The 13,799-nt window shown below is 58.7% G+C and carries 3 protein-coding genes; all 3 read left to right on the forward strand.

All coding sequences use genetic code 11. The features are described 5' to 3' along the window. Window positions 1-85: 85 nt before the first annotated feature. The 3 genes from QQJ86_RS20155 to QQJ86_RS20165 all read left to right on the forward strand — a co-directional run bounded on the left by QQJ86_RS20155 (window position 86) and on the right by QQJ86_RS20165 (window position 13,300). A complete protein-coding gene (locus QQJ86_RS20155) occupies window positions 86-11,749 on the forward strand; it encodes a putative Ig domain-containing protein (protein ID WP_284322775.1) in 11,664 nt (3,887 codons plus the stop codon). 82 nt (window positions 11,750-11,831) lie between these two features. Next, window positions 11,832-12,179 (forward strand): hypothetical protein, encoded by a 348-nt coding sequence (locus QQJ86_RS20160; RefSeq protein ID WP_284322777.1) that lies wholly within the window; start codon window positions 11,832-11,834, stop codon window positions 12,177-12,179. A 266-nt stretch (window positions 12,180-12,445) separates the two neighbouring features. Then, the gene (locus QQJ86_RS20165) at window positions 12,446-13,300 is read left to right on the forward strand and encodes a hypothetical protein (protein ID WP_284322778.1); all 855 of its coding nucleotides are present in this window, start codon (window positions 12,446-12,448) and stop codon (window positions 13,298-13,300) included. The last annotated feature ends 499 nt before the right edge of the window (window positions 13,301-13,799 follow it).

Below are 13,799 nucleotides of genomic sequence, written 5' to 3' on the forward strand. Positions count from 1 at the left end.
TGTCTACAACGCGCTCGGTCAACACATCGAAGCGACCGATGCGCTCGGCAACAGCACCTGGTCGTATTACGACGCCAACGGCAAGGTGCTGTACACGATCCAAGGGCAACCGAGCGGCACGACGCGCAACGCACTCGGCAATGTCACGGCGTATCAATACAACGCCTTCGGTGAGGTGAGCAGCACCACGACGTATGCGGGGCAACTCACGCTCACCACCACCGGCACGAGCAGTGGCGCCACGCTCAACATCGCGACCGCCACCACGGCGCAAGTGACGGCAGCGTTGGCGACCCCGCTTGCCGCACCGAGCGGCGACGCCAATGCAGTCACGCTCACCACCTACACCCTTGATGGCCAGGTGGCGACCGTCACCGACGGCAACGGTTATCAAACGGCCCGCAGCTATGACGCGTTTGGCGACGTCACGCAAGTCCAGCAACAACTCAGTCAGCCGGGCAGTGCACTGACTGCGAGCAATAGCACGATCACCACTTACACCTACGATCAACGTGGCGAGCAGCTCAGCGAGACCGATGGGGTCGGGTCGTCCGTCGCACGTACCGCCTCACAGACCTATGATGCCTTCGGCCGCGTGACCAGCCGTACCGATGGCAACGGCCACACCGTCACATATACCTATGACAACCTCGGTCGTCAGGTCACGACGAGCTTGACCGTGCAAGGCACGGCCCGCACCACGCAAACGACGTACGACGCCTTCGGCCAGGTGCTGACCGAAACCGATGCGCTCGGCAACGTGACGACGTACACGTACACCGTGGCCACGCACACCGCCACCGTGACCACACCGGGCGGCATCACCACCACCACGGTGAAGGATGCGTACGGCGATACCGTGAGCGTGACCGATGGCGGTGGGAACACCACCACCTACACCTACGATGCCGACGGGCGTCTGCTCACCACCACCGATGCGCTGGGCAACGTCAGCCATCGGCAATACGACGTGGATGGCGCGCTGATCCAGACCACGGATGCCGCCGGTCACGTGGTCACCACCACGTACAACGCCAGCGGCAAGGTGCTCACGCAGACGGTCGATCCCAGTGGCCTCAACCTCGTCACCACCTATGCCTACGACGGCCAAGGCCGCCAACTCAGCATCACCGATCCCACCGGCGCCGTCACCACCTACAGCTACGACGCCGACGGCCAGGTGCTGACCAAGGTCGTGAATGCCGGCACCGGCCAGCTCAATCTCACCACCACGTACAGCTACGACGGCGCCGGCAAGACGCTTACGGTAACAACAGGCGCCGGCACCTCCGCGGCGACCACCACGCAATACCTCTACGACAATCTGGAGCGCTTGAGCCAGACGATCGTTGCACCCGGCTCGCTCAACCTCACTACCGCGTACACCTACGACGCCAACAACAACCTCGTCACCCAGACCGACGCCAATGGCAACGTCACGCGCTACGTGTATGACGAAGCCAACGAACTCACCTACACCGTTGACGGTAACGGCTATGCGGTGTGGTATTGGCGCGACGCGGATGGCCGCAACACGGCCACGCATGCGTACAGCACCGCACTGACCACATCGCAGCTGGCCAGCTTGGCAGCAACGCCCACCCTGGCGAACGCCAACACGATCATTCAAGGCTTGCCGAATCTGGCCTCGGACCAGGCGCCGTATCACATCTACAACGCCGACGGACAGCTGATCTACACCATCAACGGCAAGCTGCGTACGGTCGAGCAGTACAGCTACAACGGGGCGGGTCAGCTGACGGCCACGCGCACGTACACCAACGTGTTGGGTGCAGGCGGCCTGGGTACCGGCCAGCCCGTCGCGACGATCGCCGCGATGATCACGGCGAGCAGCAACGACGTGCAAAGCTGGACGGTGTACAACGCCGACGGCCAAGCGATGTTCAACATTGATGGTGCGGGCGATGTCACACAGACCATCTACGATGCGGCCGGTCGGGTTACGCAAACGATCGCGTATGCGACCGCGTTGACCAGCACGCAGCTTGCAGGTCTCGGCAGCACGCCGACGACGGCACAGATCGCTGCGCTCATTACGACGAGTACCAACGACCGCACCACCACGACGAGTTACGACACGGCCGGTCGTGTCGCGTACAGCATCAACGCTAGCGGCGCGGTCACGCAAACCACCTACGATGCCGACGGCCGCGTCACCAGTACACACGCCTACGCCACGACGCTGACCAGCGCGCAGCTCGCCACCCTCGGCCATACACCGACACTGGCGCAGATCGCGGCAGTCCTCACAACGACGGCGAACGATGCCATCACGTACACCGTGTACGACGGCGCGGGCGAGGCGCGCTACACGATCGACCCACTCGGCTACGTGAGCGAGACACGTTACGACGCGACCGGTCGCGTGATCGAAACCCTGGCGTATGCCAACGCCATCAGCACCACGACCGAAACCAGTGCCCTGCAAGCCGGCGCCGCCTACAGCTGGCTCAGCGGCCAAGTCGGCGGCACCACGGGCAGCAATCCGGACAGCAGCGCCGAAGCCACGCTCACGCTGTACGACGCGGCCGGTCGTCATGCCTTCACCGTGCAGCAGAACGGCACGGTGGGGCAGGTGACCGCCTATGCGTACGACGCCAATGGCAATGTCACCAGCCAGACGGTTTACGGCAACACGCTCACGTTGAGCACCGGTTCGTCGTTAAGCGCGCAGCTCACCACGGCCGGTGTCACCACCGCGGTGGCCAGCTTCACCACCAAGGAAACCACCCGCACCGTCTACGACGCCGACAACCGCGCGCTCTACACGATCGATGCGCTCAACAACGTCACGCAAACCACCTACGACGCCTTCGGGCGGGTGACGGAGACGCAGCAGTACGCCACCCCGATCACGCTGCCGGGCACGATCAGCGCGAGCACGATCGCTGCGGCCGTGAACGCGGCCGGCACCACCGGCGCACGGATCACCACCACGACTTACGACGAACGCGGGGATGTGCTGACCATCGGTGATGCGTTGGGTACGAATGCCACGTATACCTACGATGGTCGTGGGCTCAAGACCAGCTACACCAACCGCGATGGGGCGGTCTGGACCTACACCTACGACACCGCCGGCCGGCTAGTTCAGACGCAAAGCCCCTCGGTGACCGTCGGCAGCTACGGCAGCACCGGACAGTTCCAGAGTGCGGCCAATCAATACCTCTATACGACCACCACCTACGACGCCTTCGGCGATGCGGTCGGCACCAGCCAAGGCTACGGTGCGAGCGCCAGTGCGATCACGACGGTCAGCACCACCAGTTACGTCTATGACGCGATGGGTCGACGCATCCAAACCACCGATGCGCTCAACCACATCACGACCACCACGTACAACGCGCTCGGCCAAGCGGTGGTCGCGAAGGATGGCAACGGCAACTTCACGTACACCGTGTACGACGCCGATGGTCGCGTGCTCGACCGCATCGATGGCAACAGCTATATCACGGCTTATACGTACGACGCGTACGGCAACGTACTCAGCACCACGCAGTACGCCACGGCGCTCAATACCAGCGCGATCACGGGGTGGAGTGCAGGACAGCCGTTGACAGCCGCGCAGGTGCAGCAGGGTCTGGTGACATCCAGCGGCAACGACCGCACCACGACCACCACCTACAACCAGCTCAACCAGAAGACGCAGGTGGTGCTGTCGTCCATCGCGTACGACCTCTCCATGGGTGTACTGGGCGGCAACGTCGCCACCGGCTTGCCAACCACCACTTATACCTACGACGCCTACGGCAACGTGACCAGCACGTCGCAGTTGGTGCAGGGCGCCTACACCTCGGGCTCGACCACGACACCCGCCGTGTGGGCCACCACGTACACCTATTACGACGCGCTCAATCGCGCCGTGATGGGAGTGACGCCGACAGGTAGCTATACCAGCCCACAAGGCTACGTCACCACCACGGCGTACAACGCGTTTGGCCAGGTGACCAGCAGCACGCAGTACGCGCAAGCGATCAGCACCAGCAGCATCACCACCACGACGCCACCGGGCTTACCGGCCGCGGCCACGCAAGCCAGTGGCGCCGATCGCACCACCACCACCACCTATGACGCGATCGGCCGGGTGAGCACCGAACTCGACACTGGCGGTTACTACACCACCAGTGGCTCCACGACCAGCTACACCACCGCCAACGTCAGCAACGCCTACACCTACAACGGCGAAAACCAGGTCCTGACCCAAACCCACAACGGTGCCGTGACCACCACCACCTACGACGCACTGGGCCGTGTGCTGACCGTCACCGCACCGGCTCGTTCGGTGTTGGTGAGCAACTGGCAGTCGATCCTGGAAGGTACGCCCGCCGACAACCTGACGACGGCCGCGCTCTACACGAACGTCAGCCCCGTCACCACCTACATCTACGACGCGCAAGGCCATGCGCTGAGCACCAACGTCTCCGCCGGCGGTCTGACTCAGCAGACGTACACCGGCTACAACGCGCTAGGCGAGCAGACCGAAATCTACGATGCCGGCGGCAACGCGCACTACGCCACCTACGATGCCAACGGCAACGTACTCACGCAGAGCTATACGCTGACCGGCAGCACCACCGTCACCACCACGAACACCTACGACGCGAACAATCAGCTGCTGAACACCGCTGTGCAGCGCAGCGGCGTGAGCCCGTACGACAGCTCTACCCAGCAGAAATACAACGCCTTCGGCGAGGTGATCGCCAAGGGCGATAACAATGGCTTTGAGGCGACCTACACCTACAACGCTGCGGGACAGCAAAGCAGCGCGCCGGACAGCCACGGTGCGGTGCACACGTATGGCTACGACCTTGTGGGCAACCTGGTGGTCGACCGCAGCACGGTGACTGGCGGCGCCTCCGCCGTGTGGACGCACAACACCTATAACCTCAGCGATCAAGTGGTCAGCCAGATCACGCCGGCCACGAACGCTGCAGCAGGCGAAAACAGTGCTTCGGTCAGCCTGAGCTACGACCGCTGGGGCAACGTCACGGCCAAGACGGACGCTAACGGCAATACCACTACGTCCCAGTACGACAGCCAGAACCACCTGATCGAGCAGACCGGCGCAAACGTGTTGGTGGTCTCCGCCTCCGGCGTGTACACGTGGACTAACCCGATCGAAACCTGGGCTTACAACGTCAACGGCGAGCTGCAGCAGCAGACGGACGCGAACGGTAACACCACGATCTACAGCTACGACGCAGTTGGCAACCAGACCGTGGTGGTGGATGGTACCGGTGCCTACACCTATACCAGCTATGACGCGTTGGGTCGCGCGGTCGCCACGCAAACGCCACCGGTACAGACCGCGACCGGCACACTCGCCAATATCACCTTCACCGCCTACAACAACCTCAATCAAGTCACAGGCCAGGGCTATTTCCTGCTCAACGCTGCGGGCACGGCGCGCACCCAGGTCGCGCAGGGCAACTACGTCCTCAACGCCAACGGCGATCGGCTGCAATCGACGGATGCACTCGGCAACACCATCACGTACACCTACGACAGTCAGCATCGCGTTCTCACCAGCACCACGCCGCTCAACGAAACGACCACTTACGTTTACAACGTCAACGGCAATCTGATTCACGAGACCGATGCCGACGGCTACTCGCAAAGCTGGGTATACAACTACTTCGGCCAGGTACAAAGTCACGTTGACCAGAGCGGCGCGACGTACACCTACACTTACGACGCAAACTCCGGTCTGATGACTACGGAGACAAGCAACTGGACCGCAACCGGTCCCAGTGCCAACACCACATCTACGTTGACCTACAACTACGAAGCCGGCGGTCAGCTGGCTGGATTGACGGAAGCAGTGACTAGCGGCAGCAGCACCGTCACGTCCACCTACGGTTTTGGCTACGACACCAACGGCAATGAAGTACTGGAAACGATTAGCACTCAGGATGGTGGCGGCAATGCGGTGAAGACACAGATCGTTGCCAGTTACGACAGTCATAGCCGCCTGCAGCAAGTCACCGACGAGAACACGGCCGGTAGCACGCCGGTGGCCACGATGCGTACTGTCTACGTCTACGACGCCGACGGCAATCGTCGCGCTGTCTTTGCGAGTAGTGCTTACGATCCGCAAGGGGCTTCCTCGACGTCGATCGCCGCCACGCCGATTCCGCTGACGACCGGTGCGCCGACGCTCAGCACTGCACTTATCAATCAAACGGTATCTGTAAGTGGTTCTGGCTTTGCAGCCATGAGCTACAGCGTGGCCGGCAGTTTTTCCGATCCGCTTGGCATGGGGTTGACCTACACCGCGACGGGCCTGCCGAGTTGGCTGAGCTTGAACGGCACCACCGGTGTCTTCAGCGGTACGCCACCGGTGCCGACGGCGGCTGGCAGTTACACCGTGACCGTCACCGCCATGGATGTATTGGGACGCAGCGTCAGCAGCAGCTTTACGGTGACTGTGCCGGCGGTGAGTCCCGTGTTCAGCAGCTCGGCGGCGGCGCAGACGGCCATGCTGGCGTCGTCGTTCAGCTATCAAGCACCGGCGGCGACCGATGCCAATGGCTATGGCGTGACGTATAGCGCTACCGGTTTGCCTGCAGGTATCAGCTTCAACGCATCGACACGCACGTTCAGCGGTACAGCGACAACGGTCGGTAGTTACACGGTGACGTATACCGCCACGCCCAGCACTGGTCCCAGTACATCGACGAGCTTCGTCATCACGGTGCCCAGTGCGACGCCTACGTTCACCAGCACCCCCGGCAGTCAAACGGTTTCGCCGGGCACATCATGGAGTTATCAGGCGCCTGCGGCGACCAATCCCAACGGCTACACCATCAGCTACAGCGCCAGTGGCATGCCGCCGGGCATTACCTTCAATGCGTCCACACGTACGTTCAGTGGCACTGCCACCACCGGTGCCGCCTACACGGTGACCTATACGGCCACGTCCAGTGGCGGCGTCTCCGTGAGCACCACGTTCACGATCACGGTGTCGACGGTAGCTCCCGCATTCAGTGGCGGCGTGACCAATCAATCCGTACAGCCAGGGGCCGGCTTCAGTTATCAAGCACCAGCGGCCACGGATGCCAACGGCTACAGCATTACCTACAGTGCCAGCGGCATGCCGAGTGGCATCAGTTTCAACGCATCCACGCGCACCTTCAGCGGATCGTCAACGGCGGCAGGCACGTCTACCGTGACGTATACGGCCACCAGCAGCGCGAATACAAACAACTCCGTCACGTTCACCATCACCGTTGCCGCTGCTACACCGGTGTTCAGCGGTGGCATGAGCAATCAATCGGCGACAGCTACGCTGGCCATGAACAGCTACACCGCTCCGGCTGCCTCGGATGCGAATGGGGTCGGTATCACCTACAGCGCGAGCAACTTGCCGCCAGGCATCAGCTTCAATGCTTCGACGCGTACCTTCAGTGGAACACCGACGACGGCAGGTACGTATACGGTGACTTATACCGCCACGAGTGCGGACGGTCCGTCGGCGTCGGCGACGTTTACTATCGCCGTCGCCGCCGCGTCACCGCCCGTAGTTACGGGTGGTACGGATCAAGCCAATTTTACGTTTAACGTATCCAGTACAGCCCAACCCGTCACCTTCAGTAATCCGATGGGGCGTGCGCTTTCCTATACGCTTACTAACAATAGTGTTCCCGGCCTCAGCATTAATAGTGGGTCGGGTGCTCTTGTTTACACTCCGCCTGCCGGCACCAATAGCAACCAGATAGATACCGTCGTGACCATCACGGCAACGGATCCCGTCGATGGTCTGTCTTATGCGCAAAATGTTAAGGTCATCGTATCGACAGGACACGTCGGTATCAGGTCAGCAGCGACACCATCCACAGCCACGCCAACGCGGGCTGCCACCATGGCAATGGCAGCCACACCGGCAGCTACGCCCGCACCATCTCCCACGCCTAACGTGCAAGCCGACTGGTTCACCTACGACGCCGACAACCGTGTCCTGGTCGCCGATGGCAGCCTGCAAAGCGGTGCGATCGTCGTCAACCAGAACAACACCAACTCCGGTGTGAACGTTTATGACGCGGCTGGCAACGTCATTCAGTACACCTCGATCAACAGCTCCGGTAAGCAGACGATTCAGAAGAACTACTACAACGCGCTCAATCAGCTGTCGATGGTGCAGACCACGGCACCGGGCGGCACCACCTTCGGCGAATACGAAAGCCGTAGCTATGATGCTGATGGGCGTCTGATCCAGGACGTTATCTTCAACGCGCCCGGAAGTACGGAAACGACCACCTCGGGGAACTTCAGCGATGCAGGATGGGTACGTACCGACACCATCTATACCTATAACGCGGATGGTGAGCTGACCGACCAGAGCGAATACGCGGAGAATTCCGCGCAAAACCTGATCGCGAAGTACGGCAGCGGCAGCGCCGTGCAGACCAGCGCTTATGCCACGCAGGACGAGACAGCACCTTCGTCGCTGCCCGCGGTCGGTGCAGCCACCGACGGTGCGTTGTACTTGTACAGCGAGAACAGCTACACGGCTTCCAGTGGCTACGGCTACGATGCCGATGGCAACGTGCTTGGTTATCACACCATCACTGGCGGTAGCGGCACTATTCTCAATGCCACACCGACTGCAGGTACCGTCGGTAACCAGAACGCCTACGTCAAGCAGAACGGCTTGCTGCTAGCCACCACCACGGAGTTGCCCACGTCGAGCAGCAACACCGTTACCACCAACAATACCTATAACGACCTGGGCGAATTGGCTGCCGCGACGGACGTCGTCAATGGCGTCACCCAAACCCAGGATCTGGCTTATACGTCCGGTGGCCGCGTGCTGCAAAAGAGTACTTTGAGCAACGGCGGCACCACGACCACGTACTACGCATCTGTCAACGAAGCGCAATTGGGTAGCGTCGATTCGGCGGGTAACATCGATGTGCTCAGTACCACGGGCGGTTTCAGCAACGGCTCCAGCGGCACGCAGAGTTACACGGTGCAGGCCGGTGACACGCTGCAATCCCTGGCCCAGGCCATCTACGGCGACAGCAACTACTACTACATCTTGGCGCAAGCAAACGGCTTATCCCTGACCGCCACGCTGACCGCTGGCATGGTGCTGCACATCCCGCAGGTCACCACCACGGGCAATGCGTACAACACGTATCAGCCGTATTCGGCAGGCAATGTCATAAGCGGCGGTGCATCGGGCATGGAAACAGTGGCCGCCATGCTCGCCCTGTCGGTCGATGCGATCTTCAATCAGCAATCTGCTATTGCACAGACCGTGGCGCAGGTAGAAGCGCAGGCTGCGCAGGAAGCTGCGATCCAGCAGCAGATGGAGCAGGAGCAGGCAGCAGCAAATAAGGCCAAACAGGCGGCGGAGCAAGAACAACAGTTGGCCGCACAAGCACAGGCCAATGCAGAATCGGCCCAGCAGCAAGCGGCACAGGCGCAGGAAGCGGCCATGCAGGCGGAGCAACAAGCCAAAAATGCGCGGCAGCAAGCTGCCAGCGATACGCAACAGGCTCAGCAGGATCAGCTGCAATCAGCGCAGGATATTGGGCAAGCAAAGCAGGGAGTCGAACAAGCGGTAGCCCAAATCCAGCAAAGCCAGCAAGCCGCGTTTGCCGCCGCTGCGGCCGCGTACGTGGCGAGCAAGTCGCCAGCTGCTCGGGCTGCTCAGGCAGCCCAAGACAATCTGTGGGCCTATGAAATGTCTGGTTGGAATGACTCTGGAGTAGCTGCCGACAAATCACCGAATTACTCCGCCTGGGGAGATAACCCGAGATTGGCGGTGGGTTTGGGCGTAGAAGCTAGAGGTGACAACCCCACCTTATCGGATGCGGCCCCTCCGCCGGATGGCCTGCAGGGTGAGGACAGCGATGGCATTGACGTCGTCAAGATGCCTGGCGGTCCTGGTACTTACAATATCCCCGGTTACAGCCTGGCGACTGGCGGTGATGGTAGTCAACAGAGCGGTGGCTACAGTACCTCTTCGGCGCTGGATAACCTAAATGTGGCTGCTATCTATGGCGACATCAATGCTAATGATGGTGTCTCGTCCGATTACAGCTTGGCGACCGCAGGCGCCGGTGTGGGCGATGATCAAACCGGCGATGCTTCCACTGACTACGGTCTAGGCAGCTTCTTCTCAAGCAATGACCAGTTTGGCAATGTGCTTTCTGGCGACCCGAGTGCGCTGTCCAATTACATGTCGCTCAATCAGCAAGCCGCCGCACTGGATCAGGATGCAAGCAATCTGACCAGTGACTATTCGTCATTGCTGACACAGTCCGGCAATCTGGATGCACAAGCATCGTCACTGCTAACACAGTCCGGCGATCTGACATCGCAATATTCGTCGCTGCTGCAGCAATCCGGTAGTGATCAGACGCAGAGCAGCACAGACCTGGGCAACTACAACACAGCGCAGTCGCAGTATGCGGCGTCGCAGAGTCAGCTTGGTCAGACACAAGGAGCCATCACGCTACTGAACAGTAGTCTAGCGAGTCTCACCAGTGACAGCAGTGGTCTGGCGGCGAACAGCACAAGTGCTGATGTAAGTGGGGGTTCGTCTACGGGAGCATTTCCGTCCGACGCCTTTGTTCAAAATATCATCGACACCTCGCCCTCGACTGCCTATGTGCCAAGCAACACATTGGGTAGTTCGCCTTTCACGATCGGATCTCCGCTTACGCAATCTACGGACGGAGACCCGGTTTACTCTGCAGGATTGGATAACAACGCAGGATCGACATCCGGGGATGCTGGCTCCAACACTACTTCGCTTAGCGGAGTCACTGGCGGTGTAGACACTTCTGCACAAACAGCTGGTGGGTTGAGCCTTCTGACCCTCTTAGGGAATGGGCCGGATAGCGGATCAGCTGCTCTCGTAAACCTGTTCAGTAGTAGCCAATTTCAGAGCTTGATAACTCCGGCCCAAACGATTGGCCCTATACCTGCAACTCTGGCCAGCTCAATCTACGAAGCTAACCAACAAGACATGGGATATCAGCTTGATCAAGTGATGCAAGCGGGGTCGCCCGATGCCGCTCAATCGTTACAAACGGATGGAGCGCTCCAGGCACTCATGCAATATTCTGGAAACGTAATTGCCAGTGCCCAGGCAGTAGCAAACCAAAGTGAAAATGGTGGTTTATTAGTTGGACAGAACCCATTTACTCAAGGAGGGAATACGGGAAATCCCTACGACGTCCTCACCAAGTTCGCTGGTCAATTGGGCTACTTTGCTTTACCTGGAGGTAGTGAGGTTGATGGGAGTTCTTTGATCTTGAATGAGGCCGGTTCAGCAGGTGGGAATGGTTCCTCCGTTGTACTAGACCTGTTTGGCGGAAAAACTTCCCAGGTTCCAGGAGCAATTAATGTGGACCTTGTTGCGCAGGATGGTGTACGAGCATCTGCGCTTCAATTACCGTTCCAGGATGGGGCGGCAAGCCAAATTGTTGCTAGTAATCCTTATATTCCTGGCGGCTCCGGGATGATGGACTATCTTCCCGAAGCCTCACGTGTGCTGCAGCAAGATGGCCAGATATTCATAAATTCCACGGCAAGGAACCCATTTGGTACGTTGCCGGACGCGGAGACTCTTCAGAATTTAGGGCTTGAAGTGGTGCAGGATAGGGGACCCTTGCTACCCCAATTCCAGAATAACGTCTTCCGATTCACGGATGGAAATCCCATACCTTCAAACAGTATGCGCACTACAATTCTTCAGAAAACTGGTGGGAATTGAAATGAGAAGATTCGCTGGATTCTTTGAAAACTTATATTTCACTGAGAGTAGCTTTGGTTCTCCCATTGTCGAGGGAGCGACTATGCGTGTTCCAGTGAAGGGGGTGTTTGCGCTTCGTGGTCACCCTCTTTTGAAAGAGAGTGACGGGCCATATCAGGGGTGGCTCGTGTTTGAAAATGTGATTGATTCGAATCGAACTGTCACCGAATACATTGGCGAATCAAGGGCGACGAAAAATTTTAAAGAGCCTTATGATATTAAGGATGGCCCTTTTCTTCCTCAAGCCACCGGAAGTGCGACGGCTGAGTTCGCGTTTGAGGGGCTTCAGATTGAGCCGCGAGCCTGGATCGATAATTGGATTGTTCGGGCGGGCTCGTTCGAGTTGGTCATTGATAGTGGCGAGCCAGTAGAGTCATTTGACCTAGGCTGAAAGTAAATTGATAAAGAGCCCTCTTTTGAGGGCTCTTTGTTCAAGAAAATGTAAGCGTCGACTACAAAACGGGACCAGCCCACTGAGCGTCTTGATGCAGCAGATATGTTAAAGGGTGTTGGAAGTTCTGGGGCTAGTGATGATTTAGTCTCCCTCGTTGCTCAGGACATTTAACTTGCCTTGTTTTGATCGCCCCGTTTTGCTTGCCGGATCTGAACGACCTGGGCATGGACTGTTCGCCCTTGTTAGCGTCAAAGAGAAGAGGGATGATTGATCGGCCGGGTAGCGCCAGGGATTTATCCAAGAACTTGGCAGTGGTACGGCCCACTGCACTTCAATCGCGTAGGGATCAAGGGGAAGGGGAAACAATGATGAGTATTTGTCGATTCGCGGCCGTCGCGATGACGGTTTTTGCGTGTGCTTTGGTCAGTAGCTGTGCTCAGGACACGCCCAAGTCAGTCTTTCAGAATAGCGAAGAATATGCCAACCGCGTGTTTGTTCCATCCATGCTGAGTGGATCGGTACTGGCCAAGGCAACAGATGGCAAGCCTATGCCCTTCAACAAGATTACGTTCTCGCAATCTGCCAAAGTCATGTATCAGGGAGCACCGGTGGATGTGTCGCATAACGTGACGTACGAAAACGCCGGTAACAGCCTGGTCCGCCAAATCCAAGTCGGTTATATGAATGGTGTCGTCGACGGTCAGTATTTCTCGCTTTCATATCGAGGCCTGGTGGCCTTACGCGAGCTTTATATCAAGCCCACCAGCAAGATGATGCCTTATAAGGGAAGCATCGACTCCATCTCCCAGTTTGATGTTTCCTTTGACCAACCTTCGCTCAACTTGGTCTATCGTTGGGGCTCGAGCAATCCGCATTTTAAAACGGTGGATCGCCGTAGCACCTGTACGTTAGCCAGCAACTATGCTGGGTCAAAGCTGGCCGCGGGGATTGCGGGTGAGGTCAGAGAGTTCGAATGCAAGTACTACAACGACAATGGCGTGCAGGATACAGATACCCACATTGCATATCTGGAAGCCTATGGTGTTGCTGTGGTCAAGAGCGAAGCAAAAACCAGTCTTACGGTTAATTGGACAATTTCCAATTTCAGGGTTGAATAGTCGCTCGCTGCCATGAGGTGCGTACTGGACGCCAATCCCAGCACGCATTGATGCAGTACGATCAACTCATCCGGTCAGCCGATCAGTCAGAAGTACATCTACAACCAGCTCGACGAAAAGATGCTCGTCGAGACACAGATGTCGACCGGCAGTGCGGTTGCCAACTATCAAACACAAACTCTTGAAGCAGGTGGTCGCTTGATGAGTTCGATCACTGATCAATCGTCGGGCAGCACGAACGCCGGTGCCCACAGCGGCTCCACCATTAGTTTCAACAATGCGGGCTGGATCTAGGAAGCCCAACTTCGTGCCGCTTCTGATTGCGCGCTTCTCGGCTTCACGGCATTGGCGGGAAGTAGTCCTCATACAAGCTCCGAGCACTGCATAGCAACACAAGTTGCAGTTTGCGTGGCGATAGATTTCGCACGGACGCACATCCGAAGTTATGAATTGGATCGATCTCACCCATTTGATGTGCGAAGAGCTCTCTCGTTTTTAA

It is taken from the genome of Dyella acidisoli (genome assembly GCF_030160295.1).
GTDB lineage: Bacteria > Pseudomonadota > Gammaproteobacteria > Xanthomonadales > Rhodanobacteraceae > Dyella_B > Dyella_B acidisoli.

Bases quoted from the DNA above. Each gene is read 5' to 3' on its own strand.
- QQJ86_RS20160 (WP_284322777.1), top strand. From the start codon at position 11,832: ATGCGTGTTCCAGTGAAGGGGGTGTTTGCGCTTCGTGGTCACCCTCTT.
- QQJ86_RS20165 (WP_284322778.1), top strand. From the start codon at position 12,446: ATGATTGATCGGCCGGGTAGCGCCAGGGATTTATCCAAGAACTTGGCA.